Source organism: Sorangiineae bacterium MSr11367 (genome assembly GCA_037157805.1).
In the GTDB taxonomy this organism is placed as follows: Bacteria; Myxococcota_A; Polyangia; order Polyangiales; family Polyangiaceae; genus Pendulispora; species Pendulispora rubella.
The window spans coordinates 11,052,706-11,071,643 of the sequence record CP089983.1 but is presented as its reverse complement, the minus strand read 5'-3'; the positions used below and the strand labels follow the sequence as shown (position 1 = coordinate 11,071,643).

The 18,938-nt window shown below is 65.9% G+C and carries 15 protein-coding genes; 5 read left to right on the top strand and 10 right to left on the bottom strand.

The genetic code is table 11. From position 1 onward, the window contains the following. The first annotated feature begins 16 nt into the window (after positions 1 to 16). On the top strand, positions 17 to 994 hold the full coding sequence (locus LVJ94_42945; protein ID WXB03650.1) for a tetratricopeptide repeat protein: 978 nt from the start codon (positions 17 to 19) through the stop codon (positions 992 to 994). On the opposite strand, the gene LVJ94_42940 is transcribed toward LVJ94_42945, so the two are convergent. From LVJ94_42940 to rnr, 4 genes are read right to left on the bottom strand one after another with little or no spacing between them, the layout of a single operon-like run. Further along, a complete protein-coding gene (locus LVJ94_42940; GenBank protein WXB03649.1) occupies positions 991 to 1,965 on the bottom strand; it encodes a DnaJ domain-containing protein in 975 nt (324 codons plus the stop codon). The genes LVJ94_42945 and LVJ94_42940 overlap by 4 nt on opposite strands. Before the next feature lie 23 nt (positions 1,966 to 1,988). Continuing rightward, complete coding sequence (locus tag LVJ94_42935) at positions 1,989 to 2,465, bottom strand: hypothetical protein (GenBank protein ID WXB03648.1); 477 nt, start codon at positions 2,463 to 2,465, stop codon at positions 1,989 to 1,991. A 25-nt stretch (positions 2,466 to 2,490) separates the two neighbouring features. Then, positions 2,491 to 3,354 carry a hypothetical protein gene (locus LVJ94_42930; protein ID WXB03647.1) on the bottom strand — a complete coding sequence of 288 codons (864 nt, stop codon included), beginning with the start codon at positions 3,352 to 3,354 and terminating at the stop codon, positions 2,491 to 2,493. A 36-nt stretch (positions 3,355 to 3,390) separates the two neighbouring features. Continuing rightward, positions 3,391 to 5,769, bottom strand: a complete 2,379-nt coding sequence (rnr, locus tag LVJ94_42925; GenBank protein ID WXB03646.1) for a ribonuclease R — start codon at positions 5,767 to 5,769, stop codon at positions 3,391 to 3,393. Positions 5,770 to 5,858: 89 nt separating this feature from the next. Here rnr and LVJ94_42920 point away from each other — a divergent pair, with 89 nt between their 5' ends. From LVJ94_42920 to LVJ94_42905, 4 genes are all read left to right on the top strand, one after another. Further along, positions 5,859 to 6,884, top strand: coding sequence for a thioredoxin domain-containing protein (locus LVJ94_42920; GenBank protein WXB03645.1), 1,026 nt, complete (start codon positions 5,859 to 5,861; stop codon positions 6,882 to 6,884). Between the two features lie 346 nt (positions 6,885 to 7,230). Next, a complete protein-coding gene (locus LVJ94_42915; protein ID WXB03644.1) occupies positions 7,231 to 7,839 on the top strand; it encodes a penicillin-binding protein activator LpoB in 609 nt (202 codons plus the stop codon). Continuing rightward, a complete protein-coding gene (locus LVJ94_42910) occupies positions 7,836 to 9,200 on the top strand; it encodes a hypothetical protein (protein ID WXB03643.1) in 1,365 nt (454 codons plus the stop codon). Before LVJ94_42915 ends, LVJ94_42910 begins: the two co-directional genes overlap by 4 nt. A 50-nt stretch (positions 9,201 to 9,250) precedes the next feature. Continuing rightward, positions 9,251 to 9,592 carry a hypothetical protein gene (locus LVJ94_42905; protein ID WXB03642.1) on the top strand — a complete coding sequence of 114 codons (342 nt, stop codon included), beginning with the start codon at positions 9,251 to 9,253 and terminating at the stop codon, positions 9,590 to 9,592. Here the strand turns inward: LVJ94_42905 and LVJ94_42900 are convergent, their stop codons facing one another. From LVJ94_42900 to LVJ94_42875, 6 genes are read right to left on the bottom strand one after another with little or no spacing between them, the layout of a single operon-like run. Continuing rightward, on the bottom strand, positions 9,593 to 10,546 hold the full coding sequence (locus LVJ94_42900; protein WXB03641.1) for a cyclic nucleotide-binding domain-containing protein: 954 nt from the start codon (positions 10,544 to 10,546) through the stop codon (positions 9,593 to 9,595). Further along, positions 10,533 to 13,415: an MFS transporter gene (locus LVJ94_42895; GenBank protein ID WXB03640.1), complete on the bottom strand. Its 2,883-nt coding sequence runs from the start codon at positions 13,413 to 13,415 to the stop codon at positions 10,533 to 10,535. Before LVJ94_42895 ends, LVJ94_42900 begins: the two co-directional genes overlap by 14 nt. Before the next feature lies 1 nt (position 13,416). Next, positions 13,417 to 14,316: a phosphatase PAP2 family protein gene (locus LVJ94_42890; GenBank protein ID WXB03639.1), complete on the bottom strand. Its 900-nt coding sequence runs from the start codon at positions 14,314 to 14,316 to the stop codon at positions 13,417 to 13,419. 42 nt (positions 14,317 to 14,358) lie between these two features. Next, positions 14,359 to 16,095 carry a hypothetical protein gene (locus LVJ94_42885; protein ID WXB03638.1) on the bottom strand — a complete coding sequence of 579 codons (1,737 nt, stop codon included), beginning with the start codon at positions 16,093 to 16,095 and terminating at the stop codon, positions 14,359 to 14,361. A 1-nt stretch (position 16,096) separates the two neighbouring features. Next, positions 16,097 to 17,599 carry a BamA/TamA family outer membrane protein gene (locus tag LVJ94_42880; protein WXB03637.1) on the bottom strand — a complete coding sequence of 501 codons (1,503 nt, stop codon included), beginning with the start codon at positions 17,597 to 17,599 and terminating at the stop codon, positions 16,097 to 16,099. Then, positions 17,596 to 18,936 carry a hypothetical protein gene (locus LVJ94_42875; protein ID WXB03636.1) on the bottom strand — a complete coding sequence of 447 codons (1,341 nt, stop codon included), beginning with the start codon at positions 18,934 to 18,936 and terminating at the stop codon, positions 17,596 to 17,598. Before LVJ94_42875 ends, LVJ94_42880 begins: the two co-directional genes overlap by 4 nt. Positions 18,937 to 18,938: the final 2 nt, after the last annotated feature.

Sequence of the window (18,938 nt, the reverse complement as noted above, 5' to 3'; positions counted from 1 at the left end):
TCGCACCAGGCGATCCATGAGATCGCACGGCCGCGCAAAGATGGTAGCGTTCGGGCCGACGATGCAGGTTCAGCGCCTCCTTGCCGTTTCGGTGGCTGCGTGCGCGTTTCTTGGTTCCTCTCGGGCGTTCGCGCAGGGCGTCGAGCAAGAGGCCGATCGGCTCTTCAACGAGGGCAACCGGCTCATGGCCAGCGGTGCGTACCGCGAAGCATGCCCCAAGCTCGAACGCAGCCAAGAACTCGATCCGGGCGTGGGCACGCAGTTCAACCTCGCCAACTGCTACGAGATGATCGAGCGACCCGCCCGGGCGCTCTCGCTCTTTCGCGAGGTGGAGCGCATCGCGCGCGCCGCAGGCAAAACCGAGCGCGCCGAGGCCGCCCATCAACGCGCCGCCTCCCTCGCATCGCGAACGCCGCAGCTGCGGTTCATCACGAGCGAACCGCTCGAGTGGAGCCTCGACGGCGAACGGCTTCGCAACATCAGCAACATCCCGCAGGCAGTGTTCGTCGATCCGGGCGCGCACCATGTCGTGGCATCGGCCCCGGGCAAGCGCCCGTGGTCGTCCACCGTGAACATCACCCACGAGATGCGCCTCGTCGAGGTCACGGCGCCGTCGCTCGCATCGGATGCCGCGCCGCCCGCCCACGAGCCGCGGCGGCCGACGTCGTCCTGGCCGGTGCAGCGCACGGTCGCCCTCGTGTTCGCGGGCGCGGGCGTCGTCGGACTCGGCGTGGGCGCGTACTTCGGCCTTTCCTCGCGTGCCGATCACGACGCGGCCGAGGGCCTATGCCCCAACCGCGACGCCTGCAGTTCGCGCGAGGGCGTCTCGAAATGGGACGACGCCACGTCGAAGGGGACGGCCTCGACCCTCGCCTTCGCCGCCGGCGGTGCGGCCCTCGTCGCCGGCGGCATCCTCTGGTTCACGGCCCCGGTGCGCGTCGTCCCCAACGTCACCCCGACCCACGCGGGGGTCGTGGTGGCGGGGTCGCTTTAGAAGCGCAGTTCTTCGCGCGGATCGCTCGTGTCCTTTTCGCCGAGTTGGTCGATCAGGGCGGCGGTTTCGGGGGAGCGGTCCTGGGGGATGCGCACGAGAAAATGCACATAGAGATCGCCCGGTGTGCGGCCTTTCCGCGCGACGCCCTTGCCGCGGGCGCGGACGACGTTGCCGCTCTGGGTGCCCTCCGGCACGCGGAGCGACACGAAGCCGTCGGGGGTGGGGACGCGAACCTTGGCGCCTTGGTAGGCTTCCTTCAGCGTGATGGGCACGTTCACGTGAAGGTCGTCCCCTTCGCGCTTGAAGAAGGGGTGCTCGAGGACGTGCACCACCAGCACGAGATCTCCCGGTGGGCCGCCGTTGGGCGAAGGCCCGCCCTGCCCGGGAATGCGCACACGGCTGCCCTCGTCGGCACCCGGTGGAATGCGCACGGTGACGGCTCGTCCACCGTCGGTGCGCAAATCCATGGTGGCGCCATTGATGGCCGACACGAAGTCGATGGTCACCTGGCTCTCGAGGTCCTGCCCTTTCATCGGGCCGCGGGGCTGGCGGCGTGATCGGCCAAACAAATCGCCGAAGACGTCGCCCACGCCGGCGGCGCTGTTGCCGCCGATCCCACCGAAGAGGTCTTCGATGCGCACGCCCTCGGAGTTGGTCCACGCACCGCCGTGCCCGCCGCCACCGCCGCGGGCACCCTGCTGGGAGGCCCATTGCTTGTAGGCGCGTACCCGGTTCGGATCGAACCCTTCGCGAAGGCCTTCTTCGCCGAACTCGTCGTAGAGCTTACGCTTCGAGTCGTCGGACAGGACGTTGTACGCGTTGTTCACCGCTTTGAAGCGCGCTTCGATCTGCTTGTTCCCAGGGTTTTTGTCCGGGTGCAGCTTCTGCGCGAGCTTGCGGTAGGCTTTTTTTATCGTGTCCGTGTCGGCGCCTTTGGGGACGCCCAGGACGGTATAGAGGTCGTCAGCCATGATGGCGCCGGCAAAATAAGACGTCACCCGCCATCACGCCACCTGGGAAGATCGGTCACTTCCGGAAGCTCAGGCTCGATGCGCCATACGCCGTCTTCCCGCGCACATCGCACCGTGGCGCGCTCCACCGCCGGGTCGGCCCCCACGATGTCGACCTTGGCCTCGTCCCCGCTCGCACCCACGACGCTCATCGTCTTGGGCCGAAACTTCAGCCCGAAGCGGCCCTCGGCCAGCATTTCGTGCGGCTCGAAGCGGCGCCCCTGGATTCGGCTGGCGCGCTCGGCCCGAACCTCGAGGTTGCGCCGCGTGGCCGGCCCCAAAAGCGCGTAGGCCTCCCGAGCCGCCCTCGGGTCCGCCGTCGAGGTCTCCATCTTTTCGAGCCAGAGTCGGACGACGCCATCGGGCGTCGAATCGGGCGGCGAGCGCGAACACCCCGCCAACGCGGCCAACGAGAGCAGCGCCGCCATCACGAAAACTCGCGCCCGCTGGGACGATGGCATCGCCGCCCATCCTAGCGCATGCACCTCATTTTCGCTGCAGTTCCACCTGGATCCGCGCGTAATAGATCGCCGAAAAGCTCTCGAAGCCCGAGTGCGATCCGACCGTGAGCCAGAACTCCCCCGCCGCGTTGGAGCGGACGCGGATCGGACGGGAAGGCTTGCCTCGATTCAGGTGGAACGGGATGCGTCCTTGCGGGCATTTCGGCTCACCGGCCTGCGGGTTCTCCGTGTAGCAGACGCCGTTGACCCCGACGTCGGTTCCGCTCTGCGGTGACATGTCGATGTCTTTGAAGCGGACGTGCTGCCCGACGTACGCGTAGGCCGTCGGATCCTGGGTGACCGCGCGCGCCTTGATTTGCAGGTTGGGCGAGCCTCCGACCCCGACCGCATCGGTGGGCGCGGCGCCGGCGAGATCCACGGTCACGATCACGTCGTAATCCGTGTTGGCTTGCACGCCATCGGCTGCCGTGAGCTTGCGCACGAGGTGCAGATCCATGTCGTCGGAGTGGTTGTTCCCTTGGAGCAAGAAGCCTTTGCCCTCGAGCCCGTCCGGCATGGGATGCACGCCCGAGTTCGTGAGCCAGTGCGATTGCTCCTCGGGGTACTCGTTGAAGTTGCGCGTCAGCGGCGCCACGGGGCCGAGCGAACCGCTGGCCTTTCGCGATTGATACGCCTCGAAAATGGAAACGGGCACGTCGCGCACGACGGGCACGAAGCCGTGATCGCTGCCGTCGCCAAAGTCGAAATCGAGCGTGCCGTTGCCCGCATCAGGGCTCGGCGGCGGCTTGGATCCATTGTTCCCCTCGTCCGATGAGCCACAGGCACACGCCACCACGATCATGGTGCAGGAGCCCATGACGCGTGACCCGCGAAGAAATCGTTGGAGCATGCCCCCTGATTCCGCAAGGTGCATGCCACGCTAAGGCTAGCGGCGTGCTTTTTTGCCCTTCGTCTTCACGATTTTCTTTGCCTTGACCTTCCCGCGCTTGGGGGACGAAGACGGCTTCTTCGACGGCGCGGGCTTGCCCTTGCGCGGGGAGCGCCGCTCGGGCTTGCCGTGCTTCTCCTGCTTGCGTTCGACCTTCTTCTTGCTGCTCTTCTCGGCGCGACGCTGGGCCTTCTTCGGCTCGACCAGGTCGGACTCGCGGAACAGGCGCCGGCCATAGACGGCGCGACGCACCAACGAAACGTCGATGATCTCGACGGCCATGCGCGCGCCGAGCTGAATGGAATCGCCCGACTCCGAGACGGCGCGCAGGCCGTCTTCGTCGAGCTCGTACGTCCCGCCTCCGAGGTCCTCGAAGCGAACGAGCACGTCGACGAAGGGCTCGTCCAGGTTCACGTACACGCCCGAACCCACGAGCGCCGTCACGTTCCCCTCGAATTGCTGCCCCACGCGCTCGCGCATGAACACTGCGCGGTAGAGATCGGCCACCTCGCGCTCGATGTCCATCGCGCGCCGCTCCGCCGTCGACGAGCGGATGGCTGCTTCGGCGAGCTCCTTTTCGCCCAGCGAATGCCCTTTGCCCATGAGCACCGCGTGCACCGCGCGGTGCACGATCAAGTCGGGGTAGCGGCGGATGGGCGAGGTGAAATGCAGGTACGCCTTCGACGCGAGGCCGAAGTGCCCGATGTTGACGATGTCGTACGTCGCCTGCTTCATCGAGCGAAGCAGCAGCATGTTCAACACGCGCGCTTCTTCCAGCTCGGCGAAGGACTTCAGCAAGGTGCTGATCTGCTTCGGATCCTCGGCGATCTCCAGATCGAACTCGATGCCAAGCTGCTCGCAAAGGCGCGCGAACCGGTCGAGCTTCTCGGGATCCGGCGCCGCGTGCACGCGGAAAACGGCGGGCAGCTCCTGCTGCACGAACCAGCGCGCCACCGTCTCGTTGGCCAGGAGCATCAGCTCCTCGATGAGCTGGTAGGCGCGTTTGACGCCGGCATCCTCCGCGCGGCGCATCACGTCGAGCGGCTCGCCCTCGTCGCCGAGGACGATCTTCGCCTCCGGCAGATCGAAGTCGACGGCGCCGCGCTTCAAGCGCTGCGTGCGCAATTTGCGCGACAGCTCGTAGGCCACTTTCAGGCCATCGACCATCTCCTCGGCCTTGGGATCGCGCGGCGGGTTTTCGGTCAGACCGAGCGCCCGCGCCACGCCGCCGTAGGTCAGCTTGGCCGCGCTGCGCATGAAGCCGCGGATCAAGCGCGACTTCTTCACGCGGCCCGCACCATCGAGTTCGATCTCCGCGCAGAGGCAAAGACGAATCACATCGGGCAGCAGCGAACAGAGGTTTGACGACAGCGGCCGCGGAAGCATGGGGATGGCGCGGTCGGGCAGGTAAATGCTGCAGCCGCGCCCGAGCGCCTCCGCGTCGGTCCGCGTGCCAGGGCGCACGTACGAGCTCACGTCGGCGATGGCGATCCACGCGCGGTAGCCGTCGCCGTGCTCCAGGCGCTCGACCCACACCGCGTCGTCGTGGTCGCGTGCATCCTCCGGATCGATCGTGGGCAGCGGGATGTGCGTCAGGTCCTCGCGCCCTTCGAGCATCTCCTTGGGCACCTCGACGCCGTAAGCTTCCGCCTCGGCGAAGGCTTCGGGCGAGTGCACCTCCTCGACTTGCTCGCGCACGAGAACCTTGGCCACCTCGACGCCGATTTCGCCTGGCTTGCCCAGCACCGCCTCGAGGCGTCCCTCGGGGTTCTCGTCGGGCAGCGTGGGGTAGCGCACGATGGTGACCACCGCGGCATCGCCATCCTTGCCGCTGTTTCCCTCTTCCGCGACCTGGTCGATGTTGCGCGGCAACACGATGGGGCCGCGGATGCGCGTATCGTCCGGCTCGAGCCATGCGCTCTTGCCGCGCCGGCGCAAGGTGCCCGCGACCCGCTTGATGTGCCGATCGAGGACCTCGAGCACGGAGCCCTCGGCGCCCTTGTTGCTGCGCGAAACGACGGCAATCTTCACCTTGTCGCCGTGCATGGCGCCGCCGAGCGACGGGTGCGGGATGAAGACGTCGTCGTTCAGGGCCCCCGCGCTGGAGACGAAGCCGAACCCGCGCGGTGCGATGGTGATGATGCCCTCGCGTTCCTCGCCCCGGGTGGAGGAGGTGGCGTTCGAAAGCTTGAACTTGTGCCCATCGCGCGCCGTCAAGATGCCCTGGTAGACGAGGTCGTCCAAAAGGCGCAAAAAGCCGGGGTAGCTGGTGTCGTCGACGCCCAACCGGGTGGCGATCTCGCGCGCATGAACCGGGCGAGATTCGGCCGAAAGGGTGTCGAGGACTTGATGGCGGCTGGGAAGATTACGCAGCATGAAGGGTTACAGCCTTACGGGTTCACTCGGCGCCGCGCAACGGCTGATGGTACCCTTTTGCCCGCGTGTTTCGCGCGGAGTCCGCCATCATGCGAAAAACCTCGTCCCTCGCCTACGTTCTGCTCCTTGTGCTTCCGGTGCTCGTCGGTTTGACCGTCAGCGCCCTTCTCCTGGTCGATTATTTGCGACCAGCGCCCCTGTTTTGCGAGTCCGGGGGCGGGTGCGACCGCATCCGGCAGACCGACTACTCGTCGTTCCTCGGCGTGCCGCTGCCCGCGTTCGGTCTCCTCGGCTACCTGGCCTTGGGCGCGCTCACCTTCTTCGTGCGCGGGCCCGTTGCTCGCCGCGTCGAGGTGGCCCTGGCCGGCATTTCCGGCTTGATCGGTGCGGGCCTGCTCTTGCTGCAAGTTAAGCTGGCGACGTTTTGCCCATATTGCACCATCGTCGACACGTGTTCGTTGCTCGTCTTTGCCGGGTCGGTCCTCCGCCTACGCCACGAGACGGACCCGCCCGCGGCGTTGGTGCCGCGTCTTTTGGGCGGTGTCGCGATGGCGGGCGCGGTGGCGGTGCCCTTTTTCATCGGCCGCTCCGTCTCCACGTTGCCGCCGGTCATCGCCGCGGAAATCGAAAAGACCCCGCAGGGGAAGGTCACCGTGGTGGACTTCGTGGATTTCGAGTGCCCCTTTTGCCGGGTGACGCACGAGGCCTTCTCGCCGGTCCTGGCGTCGCATGCCTCGCAGATCCGCGTGGTGCGCAAGCAGGTTCCGCTCACGCGCATCCACCCCAACGCGCTCGATGCGGCGCGTGCGGCCTGCTGCGGCGAACAGCTCGGCAAGGGCGAAGAAATGGCCAGCGCGCTCTTCCAAACCGAGGATCTCACGGCGGCCGGTTGCGAGAAGCTCGCCCTATCCCTGGGGCTCGACCTGGGGGCCTACCGCTCCTGCATCGGCGACCCCAAAGTCGACGAGCGCATTCAAAAGGAGACGGCGGAGTTTCGCGCCTCCAAGTCACGCGGACTGCCCACGATCTACATCGGCGAGCACAAGCTCGAAGGCATGCAGGGCGCGGCCGAACTCGAGTCCACGATGGCCCGCGCCCTCGCCGACCAATCCTGACTTTTTGCGCCAAACGCGACGACGGCGCGTCAATAGTGTGGATGCGCGATTACGCCCGTTGCGAGACCGCCCGTTCTCCCACTCGCAAAAAGAGAGAATTCACAGGAAGACGGGAAGACGGGAAGGAATGACGGCACGCTCGGCGCGGGACGCTGTTTTTGGGTTTTCAGTTGGCTCACTGGGGCAACGGAACCCCCAAACCTTCCCGTCTTCCCGTCTTCCTGTAAATTCTCTGGGAGCCGCTCCATGGTGGGACCGGTTTTCGCATTGCACGCGCTCACCTACGCTTGAACTTTCGCCCCGGCGTCTATTTTCTACCCGTGGAATTGTGTTACCGAGGACAAACATGATGAGCATTCGTTCCGTGATGGCTGGCCTGGCTTCCGTCGTTGCCCTGGGAGCGTTCACCCCGGCTTGCGGTGGCAAAGAGTACGTTCGCGATTCGCACGATCCGAGCATCGACAACGCGGCCATGAGCACCGGGCTCGACAAGGACGACATCCAGCGGATGCTTTCGGAGAACCTGAACAACCTGCGCAACGCGCCCATCATGGATCTCTGGCGCACCCATCGCGGCGCCGACACGGTGGCGGTCTTCCCGTTTCAAAATGAGACGAGCGAGCACATCGAATCGCAGCTCACCACGATCCTGAGCGAAGCCGAGACCTGGCTCGTCGACTCGGGCGTCGTCACGATGATTTCGCGCGAGCGTCAAAATCAGATGATCGCGGAAGTGGAAGGCCATCGCAATGCGGTCTTCAACCCGGCGCACGTGGCGCAATACGGGCGTCAGCTCGGGGCCAAGTACTTCGTGACCGGCAAGGTCTCCACGTCGGACGAGCGCACGGACGATGCGCGCCGCGTGCAGTACTTCTTCTTCATGCAGGTCATCGAGGTGGAGACGAGCGCCATCCGCTGGCAGCACAAGGCTTACATCACCAAGATGGTGAAGTGAGTTCTTTTCGTTCTTCGCGTCTTACTCGTCTGGCCGGTCTAGTTGCTCTAGCAACGTTCGCGGGGCTCGTCGGCTGCGGCGGGCACACGGCGCGCACGCTGCAGATGCGCACCTCGCTCGACGAGGGGCAGCCCAAGGCCGCCATTTCGTCGATCAATGACGAGATCGACGTCAAGTCGGACAAGGACCTGCCGAGCGACATCCAAGGTGACAACGCGCTCTTGGTGCTGGATCGTGCGAGCATTCAGCAGTCGCTCGCGCAATTCCCCAATAGCCAGCGCGACTTCGAGGCGGCCGACAAAGCCATCGACCTGCTGGATCTGTCGCGCAACGCCAGCGACAGCATCGCGCAGTACATCTTTTCCGACTCGGCGGGCCGCTACAAGGCACCGCCGTACGAGAAGCTGCTCATCAACACGCTCAACATGATCAATTACCTCGAGCGGGGTGATTTGAGCGGTGCCCGCGTCGAGGCGCGCCGTCTGAGCGTGATGCAGCGCTACGTGGTGGACAACCTCGGGCAGAAGGACAATCCGGTCATCGGCCTGGGCGGCTTTTTGGCGGGGCTCAGCTACGAAAAGAGCGGCCAGCCGGACGAGGCGCTCCGCTTTTACGACGAGGCGCTGGCCTTCCAGGGTTTCAGCTCACTGCGCGCGCCGACGCGCACGTTGATGCAGAGCACCTCGTACAAGAGCCCGCGCCTGAACGCGCTCGCCGCGGAAGCTCCGGGCAGGCCGGTCGAGCAAACGGGCGAGGCGGAGATCATTCTGGTCGTCGGCTACGGCCGGGTGCCGCACAAAATCGCCAACCGCATCCCCATCGGGTTGGCGCTCACCTACTTCTCCAGCGCGATCAACCCGCACGATCTCGAGGCGGCGAACAAGCTCGCGGTGGAGGGCGCGGCCATCTGGATCAACTACCCGACCTTGGCGCCGGGGCAGGGCGGCTACGCGATCCCGGCGGCGACCGTGGATGGTCACTCCGTGGGGCTGGAAGAAGCCGTCGACGTCGAGAAGCAAGTCCGCGCCGAGTGGCACAGCATCGAGGGCCGTGTCGCGGCGAGCGCCATCACGCGCGCCATTGCCCGCGTCGGTGTGGGCGAGGGCGTGAAGACCGTCGCCGGGCGCGACAGCACGGTGGGCTTCATCGCGGCCATCGGCAGCATGATCGCGCTCACCGCCGCCGACACGCCCGACACACGCAGCTGGGAGACGCTTCCCGCCCGCGTGGCCGTGACGCGCGTTCGCGTTCCGGCGGGCAAACACACGATCCGCCTCGACGCCCGTGGCGTGTCCCGCACCGCCCAGGTCAATGTCGAAAAGGGCGGCTGGTCGGTGGTGTCGCTCATGGCTCTCCGCTAGCCGGTTCGGCTCCCTGGGGTGAGGGAGCCAATCGTGCTAAAGCTCCGCAGGTGCTCTTTCGCCGCCTCGTCCCCTGCGCACTCCTCTCGCTCATCCTCGCCACCGCCATGGCGTGCCGTGTAAGCTCGCCACAAGGTCGCGCCGAGGACTCGTGCGTCGAGGAGTGCAAGGTCAAGGCGAAGTCCCGCTGCAACGAGGACGCCTGCATCCGCGGCTGCCGCTTCGTTCTAGATCGCCTCATCGAGCGAGAAGGTTCGACCGTCATCGCGTGCGTGGCCACGGGCCCCAAAGACCGTTGCAACGACGAAGCGTGGGCAACCTGCGCCGTCCACATCGGTCCCCACGCCGATGGTGGCCCGCCTGCACCGGCTCCGCCCAAAGAAGACGACTAATCACTTCATCAAGATGTCGCCATGCTCGTCGGCCATGCGCTCCATGATGCGCAATCGGTCGGAGGCCAGCGATGCCAGTGAGGCGAGCACGATGTCGAAGTGCTCTTCGGCCAGGTCGAACCAATCTTCGACCTTGATGGTGAGCGCGCGCACGCGGGTGACCGCGCGCGCTTCCCACGCCGGCTCGACGACGCAGGCTGCGCCCAGCACGGGCACGCCCGGGCCGAAGTGGCGCTCGATGTCCGGGTTTTTCCGCGTTGCCAGGACGTCGCCTTCGAGCGAGTAGAAGATGCGATCGCGCTGGGCGCCGCTCTCCAGGATGATTTGCCCCGGGGCAAAGATTACCTCGTCGGCGATGGCCGCGAGATCGGCCAAGGTTTGCACACCTGCCCCCCGCAGACGGGGCGCGTCGACCAGCACGGCGAGGCGCTCGACCAAGCTGAGTCGTCCCGGTGGAAGCGGAAAGGCCAGCGCCTCCTGCGGCTGCTCGAGCCACGAGAGCGGCACCGTCTCCTCGAGCTGCGCCACGTTGCGCGACATGTTGATGAAGGCCATGCGCGCGATGGGAAAGCTGTCCTCGAGCAAATCGATCCACGCCTCCGAGCGGATGCGCATCACGTGGAAGTCCGAGAGCGCGATGGCCGTGCGCGTGCGCGGCTTGTCGAGCAGCACGTCGAAGCTGCCGAGCACCCAGCGCCCCTCGTAGATCCACGCGCCGCTTCCCGGGCGCGACATGCGGATGCGCCCGTTGCGAATGAAGTACAGGTAGTCCGGCGGATCGCCCTCGTAGAAGAGCGCCTGCCCCGCGTGCAGATCTTCCTCCTCCAACTGCGCGGTCAGCCGATCGGTGACCCAATTCTGGTTCCAGCCGCCACCGCTCTCGGCGCGTCCGCCGCCGAAGGCTGCCATGAACAACTCGCGGGAAAGCCGCGACTGCGCGCTATCCGCTGCCATGAACGCGCTCCTTTTGCGTCAGTGAATCGTCGAACACGCGCGCCGCCGTCACCTCGAGGCCCGGCCTCTCACGCCGCGCATCGCGCACCGCCAAGTAGAGCGGCGTGTCCCCCACCTCCAGCGCGAAGAGCGCCGCCAGCGTCGCCACCGTGAGATCGCTGTCGTTGACCAGCGCCGTCAGGGCCTCGTTGCGCGTGCGCGGTGTCACGAAGTGCACCAGTGGCGCCGCCCGCATGACGCGTTCCTCCATCGAGAGATCGTCGGCCACCAGGCGGAGCAACCGGCGAAGCGGCTGCTGGTCCACGCGGCGGAGCAACACATCGAGGAACTCGGCCGCGTTGGCGCGCGCATGCTTGTCGTCCGAGATGCATGCAATGTGCACGCGGTGGATGTCCTCGTTGATGTGCGCCACCTTCAGCAAACGAAACGCGCGCTCGAGCGACTGCCGCAGCTTGTCGTCGAGTAGCCCCACGAGCAGCCGCTGCGTCGCACTCTGCCGCGCCACCGACATCGGCGGCGGCGCCGTCGTGTTGAAATCGGCCGGCTTCCGGTCGAGGCGCACGCGCAGTCGCAAAATGCGGAAGTACTCCACCAGGTTCGCGTTGGCCAGCCGCTCCACCCGAACTCGGTCGACGCGGACCGGTTGCTCCGTCACGATGCGCCCCAGCGCCCGGATCGACTTGTAGCGCACCAGTCCGTCGTGCTCGGTCTCGATGTTCTCGAGCAGGTACTCCGCCGCCTTGCGCGTGCCGAAGCGCGAAATCGTGTTCGGCAGGTGCATCCGCAAATTGCGCGGCCGCTTGCGATCGACGAGCACCGCCCACACTTGATCGAGAACCGGCTCGCCCAGTTCGACCAAGGCATCGCGAATGGCCTCGCGGCCATCGCGCCGGGGCAAGTTGGCAATCAACTGCGGAATCATGCTCGTCGCTTGCTGTCGCGCCGAGGCGCGCGCGAGAAGCTCCGTCCACTCCGCCGAAGGGCCAGGGCGCTCGGCGAGCAAATGCAAAAGCGCCAAGAGCCGCTGCGATGGCGTGGCGTCCGCGATGGCCGCGAGCAGGCCGAGGCGCGCGGCATCGCCGGCCTCGCCGGGTTGCTCGACCAACCGCGAGATGCGCGGATTCTTCACCAGGTCGGCGCCGGCGTCCTTGATGTTCACCCCGGCCTTCGGCCTGGCCCGTGCCGCCGGCGAAAGATCGCGCAGCGCAAGGTGCAGCGCCGCGTAGCCCTGCAGGCGCGAGCCGGCGTCGCTCACCAGCTGCTCGACGTCGAGCTGATTGTGCAGCGCCAGCGCCCGCGCCGCTGAGATGCGCAGGGGCTCGCTCGGGTGCGAAAGGAGCCGCTTCGCGCGGATGTACCAATCGGTGCGCGTGGAGGCGCCGAACATCTCCAGCGCGCGCATCAGCACCAACTCGTCCTCGTGGAGCAGAATCAGCGTGGAGACGAGCCGCTCGCGCCCCCGTCGCGCCAGCACGCGCATGGCGCCCACCACCTGCGCCGAGTCGTCGCTCGAGAGGTGCGCCACCAGTGCCTCGGCGCTCTCCAAATCGATGGGATCGGGCGTGCCCGGAGCGCCCATCGAGCCGGTGGAAACGGCGCGGCGCAAAAGTCCGAGGTACGGCTGCCGCATGGAGATGGCCGTGGCCAGCCATGCAAAGGCCAGCACCACCACCACCGCGGCGAACAAGCGCGGCGTGAGGAAGCTGGCCCCACCGAGCGCGAGCAAGAACGCGCTGGTCACGCCCTGCGCGATGCGCGCGAGCGCCCCGTCGATGAACGGCTTCGCGCGCTCGCGCGCCGCCGACGGCACGGGCAGGTAAATCAGCTCCGTGGTGATGCGGTGCACGGAGTTGCGCAAGCTGCCGTCCACGCCTTTGAGCAGCTCCACCGCGAGCGCGGTGCCGCCCACCACCAAGGTGCCCGTCGCACCGAGCAACAGCAGAAACGGCGTGAGCGCGATGGCCGCCGCGACGCCGAAACGGCGCACCAGCGCATTGCCGATCAAGAGCTGCACGACCAGCGAAAGTCCGTTCAGCGCGGCGTAATACCGCGCAACGAAAGGCCCCACTTCGGCGCTCGGAATGGTGCGCGCCACCGTCCACTTGAAGAAATAGTCGAGCGCCAGCAATGTCGCCGTGGAAAGAACCACCACCAGGGCCACGCGCCAGAGGAACGGCTCTTTGCGAAACACCGCGGTGGAGCTGCTCGAGCCGTTCGAGCCATTCGACACTTCCCGCGGCTTGATCCGCGGCTTGCCGGGCGCGCTCGCCCTCTTCTCTGCCTTGGGCAAAAAGACGAGAAGGCCCGCGGTGGCGAGAAAGACACCCGCCGAGACGAGCAGGAGCGCCTTGATGCGGATGGCCATGATCGCCGCGGCCGCCGCACCCGACCCGAGCACGCCGCCGACGATGCCGGCCGAGGCCACGAGCCCCACCAGCCGCCGCGCCTGGGCCACCGTAAAGAGCGACCCGACGAGGGTCCAAAATTGCGGGACGAGCACCGACCCGATGAGCCCACTCGCGACGTAGATCACGACCACGGTGGCGCGGTTCGTGTGGATCGCGAAGAGCGAGACCACCGTGGCCGCGGCCACGATGAGCATGCCGATGAGCGTACGCCGCGGGCCGAAGCGCTCCGCCGCGCGCGTGCCGATGGTGGCCGCCGGCAAGGAGCAAATGGCCACCGCGATGTACACGATGCCGAGCTCGCGCGGCGGAAGCCGCATCAGAAGCAGCGCGTCGCGCGCCGTTTCCAAAATGGTGTGCGCGGTGATGAGGAGCAGCAGCGTGGCAAACGCGAGGGCCGCAAGACGTCCTTCACCCGAACGGATGTCGAACGCCCGCATGATCCACGCCCGCACACTCCTCATCTCAGAAGCTCCCCACCGCCATGACCCCGTACCGATCGCCGCCCATGGGCATGAGCGAGAACTTTGCGCTCCCCACCTTGGTCTCCATCACCGAGCCTCCGGCCGCGTAGTGAAGCAAGGTCGGCACCCCGTAGCCGAAACCAAATCCGATCCCTGCACTCGTCAACACGTCTGTGACGTAGTGTCGATCGCCCGCGACGCGAAGGCTCGCCGTGGTCACGGCGAGGGACAAGCTGCCGATGCAGGCCATCGCATCGGGCAGGCCGCCTCCCCAGAGCGGAAGCCGCCCATGGTGCGCACAAGAGAGCCCCGCGGCGGTGAACGCGCCGTTGGCATGCCCGCTGGGAAATGATGCGGTCGCTCCCGAACTGCACAGCCGATCGCTCGTGGGATCGCGCTGGCATTCCTCGTACGAGGGTCGGGCCCGCCCAACGCCGGTAAAGAGCGAGTTGGTGATGAGCGTGCTGAACGCGAAGGCCTCGAGGTTCATCATCGTGAGCTGCACCGCGACCTTGTCGCTCTTCCTCATGAGAGGAATCAGAAGCGAATCGACGCCCAGGGTCAGGACCACTGCACCTGCCGCGGTAAAGTCGCTAATGCGACGCGCCGTGTCACGACCGCTCTGGGAACCAATGCGAAAGGCGTCGCGCGCGGCATCGTCGAACAGGATACCGCCGGTCCAATGCGGCTGACTCGGCGGTTTCATGAGAAGAAATATGCTCGCAGCGGCCGCGCCCGCCAAACCTGTGGCGATGTATTCCACCGGCCGGAATGTCGGCCAGGACGGATTCCAGGTGAGCGAAGGGGCCGTCGTGGGGTGTGCGTCGTCGGCACGCGCGTGGGTGGCGAGCATCAGCCACATGAAGACGAAGAGACTTACCCTGAACCAACCGTGCCGCATCCGCCTCCTTCTCTCTCTTGCTCTACGTAAAGTCGAATCCTCTTAAGGCGCCCCGGGATCGGGACGCTCGATGCCCGCGAGAAGGTACGCGCGCCCTTGTTGCGGCCCGTAAAGGTGCGCGAGAAGGGGCCCTCGCGCCACACCGTCCGAGAGCGACACGTGCACGTACGGTGCCGGCACCGGGGGGAGATTGACGCAGAAGTCACCATGCCCGAGGTTTTCCACCGTGAGCTGCGGCCCCGCGACGGGGTCCCCGTCGGCCGACGCAAATCGCGCCGAGTACCGGAAGGCGGCGGCGCCACGCAATCCGCGCCGCGCCGCGAGATCGGTCCCGCAAAGTCGATTCCCCTCGACGCGCAGATCGGCCATGGGCGAGGTGCGGGTCAAATACCGGTCGAGGATCTTGACCAATCGGCCTTCGAGCACCTGGCCGAGGTAATCCGTATTATCGGGTTTGCTGAATTCACCCATCTTGGCCAGCGTCTGCACCATTTCGGGGGTGAATCGCGCCAGGATGCGGGCCATCCATGCGCCGTCGTGCTCCGACATGCGGCTGAACGACGGATTGGGGTATTCGTTCTTCCACGCATCGGGGACGAACTCGTCGACGCCGTAGTAGCCGAAAATCTCGTGCCCCGGCGACCGATGCAGCCGTTCCCACGGCCGGATGCGCGTGCCCAGCGTGATGAAATCGCCACCGATATCCCCCCAATCGAGCAGGTACGAATGCCCGAGCCTGCGCGAGATCTCGTCCCAGTCCCACTCGGAGCCGAGGCAGTCGCTCGTGTCCAAGTAGTAATGGCGCACGTAGCCCGGCGACGAGTCGGGGTTCTTCTTGTCGTCGGCAATCCACGAGTCCATCGAGTTCTGCTCGCGCGCATCGAAGTGATGCAGCCACGCGGCCAAGATGCGACCGCCGCGCAGCTCGCGCCGGTCCTCGTGGTTGATGACGTCGTTCGGATCGTCGCTCCGCTTTCCATTGTACTGAAACGGCCCGAGAAGCCGCCCGGGTAGCCACGCCGAGGCTTGCATGCGCACGCGGTCGCCTTTCTTGGCGGCGACGTCGAGCACCTTCTGGAGCGCCTTTTCATCGAAGTTGCGCTCGATGCCCGAGTTGTCCTCGAAGCGCAGCCCCGGTGTGAGCTTGAGCATCGATGGCTTGAAGTAAACGATCTGCTCGCACGACGTGTAAAAGCCAACGTTGTGGTACACGGCGGCGCCGATCACGCTGGCGGCGCTGGGCCTTTCCGGCTGCTCTTTCGAGTCGGCCTTGAACATGTACTTCCCTTTGCCGGGAAGGTTCACGCGGAAGCCGGGCGATGCGCCATTGGGCTTGCCTTGGTCGATGACCCAGGTGGCATCGCCGGCGTTTTCGTCGTCGAGCATGAGCTCGGGCGAGCACGCACCGCGCTGGAGGTCCTCGACGGTGACGGGGTGCGTGCCGATGCGGTTGGTGAACCACGCCGAATCGGGCACCTCGTCGAAGGCGTTGACGTTGACGGCTTCCCCCGCAGGATCCACCGCAAAGACGCGCGCGAGCGGCCGGAAGACCGAGTTGTTCACGCCGTCCCAGACGAGCGGGGACACGTACGCCTCGGGGGCGCACGCGATGTGGTTCGGGTCTTTCTTCGTCGGCTCGATGCGACACGGCACGTACACCGACCGGAGATCGGTATCGACCATCATGGGCAGCCGTGCCGGATAGGGACGCGTCCCCGCACATGCGCCGAAGGTGAGCAGCGTGGTCGAGCAAAGGAGGATATTCAGGCCGGATCGCATTCTAGAACCCACGATTGGACCCCACGGAAAGACGGAACGAATTGAGCTGACCACCATGCTCGAATGTCTCGCTTCCCAGTCCTACCAAAAGCTCGAAGGAGCTGTCGGGCGAGCCCACGCTTTCGACGCCGATGGCGCCGGAGAAGCGGAGCAGGGAAGGCTTGAAGTCCTTCAGGTGCTCGTCGAAAACGTTGCCCACGGCCGCTTGGATTGAACCATCGAGCCAGATCCAGATGGGCCAGCGGTAGCGGGCGGTGACGACCGCCGCGCTTCGGCCGAGGAGGCGGCCCGGGAAGAATCCGCGCATCGGGTTGGGGCCGCCGAGCGATACGAGTTCGAGGAAGGGAATGTCCCTGCCCCCGAGCGGGTCGGCGAATTGCGTGTTGAGCGAGAGGCTCACCACGCGCCCGCGGTCGTTCAAGTCGTAAAAGCCTCCGACGGTGCCGCCGTATTTGACCCAGCCCGAGCCGGGCGAGCGACGGACGTCGTTGCCTTGCAGCGCGGTGAGCTCGATGCGGATGCCCGACCCCGGCGCGGGGCGCGGCTGGCGCGTGTCCAGTGCCGCGGTGAGCGTGTTGTACTCGGCGGTGTAGCCGCGATCGAAACCGTAGGGGATGGCGAAGCGTCCTTGGGCGGCGCCCTGATCGATGTTCGGATCGCCGCCGAAGTGGCCGTTGTAGATCTCCACCGTCTTGAGGCCCATGCCCGCCTCGAGCCGGCTTGCGCGCCAAAGGTGCAGATCGACCATCGCGTTGACGTCGACCTGGTCGCGGCCGTAGCGGCTTCGGTCACCTTGGAGGGAGCGCGCTCCAATACCGAAGAAGGCGTGGTCGGGACGGCGGATGCCCCCGGCGCTCAACGTGAGCGTGTCGCGGTTGTGGAAGGTGATGCGATCGACGAATTGGGCGGCGACCCAATCGGTGCCCCACGTGGTGCCGTGAATCTGGAACTCGTTGCCTTTGAAGAAGGCGTCTCTCCAGAAGAGGAAAATGCCGACGCTGGGATTGAATCCGAAATCGACGAATCCAATGGGCAAGAAGCCCGCATTGTGGTCCGGCCCGAAGGTGAAAAAGTCGTAGAGCGCCTCGGGCAGGCCTGCGCGTTCCGCCCCCGTGATCAAGGCGCCGAGCGGCCGCCGAATCAGGTACTCGCTGGTGAAGTAGAGCGGCGAAAACAGCAGCCGCGGCACCCAGAGCGCGACGTCCCCCGCCGTCGCCGGATCGTCGCCGCGCCCGTCGTAGTCAGGCAGCGGCCGTTTCGGCGACTGGTACGAAACGGGGATCTTCTTGTCGCCTTTGGGCTTTGCGTCGTCCTTGGGTTTGCCCTCGTCTTTGGTGTCCGCTTTTTTCTCGCCCGAGGCAGGTTTTCCCTCGGGTGCGGGAGACGTGGGTTTCGATGGCGGTGTTGGGAGCGGCTGCGGGGGCGAGTCTTGTGCCGAGGCCTCCCCATGTCCCGCCGCCAGTGCCGCGAGGCCGATCGCTACGGCCGAGAGAAGACGCTTCATGTTCGGATCGGCTCCAAGGCAAGCTGCTCCTCGCTCTCTTCGCTGCGCCGGCGGTGCTCTTTTCCGATGGCGACGACGACGAGGATCCAAAGGACGATGAGCGTCATGTTGATGCCCGCCAGGGCCGGCGTCGACAGCGACATCATGCTCGCCACCCACACGAGGCCTGCCGAGAAAACGTCGCCCATGCGCACGAGGAATGTCTCCACGGTCATCTTGCCGACGTACTTCTCGATGCGAGAAGCCACCAGAAAGAGCGCCTGGAACGATGTCTTCTCGATCGAATAGTCGAGGCTATTTTCCGCAATCTTCGCGATCCGAATCAGCGAAAGAATCGGCGCCGTGAGCATGATCGTGTAGCCGACGAAGGCCACGCCCGGCAGGAAGTAGAGCGCCACGCGGGGCCCCAGCTTCGTCAACACGCGCGATACCACGAAGAGCTGCAAGACGAACCCGACGAGGTTCACCCACGAAAAGTAGTCGCCCTTGAACGCGCCCACGAACGTCATCTTCTGTTCCATCGGCGCATCGCCCAAGGAGGCGAGCAACGTCCGGTCGAGGATGTACTCGCCATTGCTGTTCACCCAATTGGCGAGGAGGCTCAATGCGCCGGCGAGCAGCAAATATTTGTCCCGCATGAAGAGCGCAAACGTCCCTTCGGCCGCATGCTGCTCGGGAATTCCACCGTCGGCATGCGTGTCCGCCTTCTTCTCCTCCGGCGCGACGTTGCGGTTGACCCATGCGAAAAGCAGCACGACGAGCACCAGCGTGGCCGACGCCGCCAACATGAGCTTTTGCGGCCCGAGCGATGCGGCCATCTTTGCGATGCGCGAGCCGGCGTAAGCTCCCGACGAGCCGCCGACCCCGATGATGGCAAAGAGCCGCTTGCCCTGCTCCGGCTTGTAAATGTCCGTGGCGAAGCCCCACGCCTGCGAGACGGCCATCATGTTGAAGATGCCGACCCAGACGAAGAACGCGACGGCAATCGTCGACGCCGGCAGTACGGTGAAGATGACCAAGTTCGAAACGAAGAACAGGTACACCGTGGCCAGAAGCCTCATCCTCGAGACGTGCTTCACGAGCACGTTGTACAGCGGCAGCAGCAAGAGAAGCAGCGTCGCTTGCGCGGCCGACGCGTACGATTTGACCTCGGCGCCCCCGTAGAGGAGTACGAGCGGCTCGCGCGCGGTCTTCAGGAAGTAGTACGCCATCATGATGAGGAAGATCGTCAGCGTCAGCATGGCGACGCTGAAGGTCTCCTCCGGTTCCACTTTGGCGAAGGGTCGAAAGACGCGGGCGAACACGCGCGCCGCGGTCGAGGATTGTGCGTTGGCCATCT

What these genes read in the sequence shown, in the direction of transcription:
- LVJ94_42930 (WXB03647.1), bottom strand. Translation starts at nt 3,354, where the DNA reads ATGCTCCAACGATTTCTTCGCGGGTCACGCGTCATGGGCTCCTGCACC.
- rnr (WXB03646.1), bottom strand. Translation starts at nt 5,769, where the DNA reads ATGCTGCGTAATCTTCCCAGCCGCCATCAAGTCCTCGACACCCTTTCG.
- LVJ94_42915 (WXB03644.1), top strand. Translation starts at nt 7,231, where the DNA reads ATGATGAGCATTCGTTCCGTGATGGCTGGCCTGGCTTCCGTCGTTGCC.
- LVJ94_42920 (WXB03645.1), top strand. Translation starts at nt 5,859, where the DNA reads ATGCGAAAAACCTCGTCCCTCGCCTACGTTCTGCTCCTTGTGCTTCCG.
- LVJ94_42895 (WXB03640.1), bottom strand. Translation starts at nt 13,415, where the DNA reads ATGAGGAGTGTGCGGGCGTGGATCATGCGGGCGTTCGACATCCGTTCG.
- LVJ94_42890 (WXB03639.1), bottom strand. Translation starts at nt 14,316, where the DNA reads ATGCGGCACGGTTGGTTCAGGGTAAGTCTCTTCGTCTTCATGTGGCTG.
- LVJ94_42940 (WXB03649.1), bottom strand. Translation starts at nt 1,965, where the DNA reads ATGGCTGACGACCTCTATACCGTCCTGGGCGTCCCCAAAGGCGCCGAC.
- LVJ94_42885 (WXB03638.1), bottom strand. Translation starts at nt 16,095, where the DNA reads ATGCGATCCGGCCTGAATATCCTCCTTTGCTCGACCACGCTGCTCACC.
- LVJ94_42935 (WXB03648.1), bottom strand. Translation starts at nt 2,465, where the DNA reads ATGCCATCGTCCCAGCGGGCGCGAGTTTTCGTGATGGCGGCGCTGCTC.
- LVJ94_42900 (WXB03641.1), bottom strand. Translation starts at nt 10,546, where the DNA reads ATGGCAGCGGATAGCGCGCAGTCGCGGCTTTCCCGCGAGTTGTTCATG.
- LVJ94_42880 (WXB03637.1), bottom strand. Translation starts at nt 17,599, where the DNA reads ATGAAGCGTCTTCTCTCGGCCGTAGCGATCGGCCTCGCGGCACTGGCG.
- LVJ94_42875 (WXB03636.1), bottom strand. Translation starts at nt 18,936, where the DNA reads ATGGCCAACGCACAATCCTCGACCGCGGCGCGCGTGTTCGCCCGCGTC.
- LVJ94_42945 (WXB03650.1), top strand. Translation starts at nt 17, where the DNA reads ATGAGATCGCACGGCCGCGCAAAGATGGTAGCGTTCGGGCCGACGATG.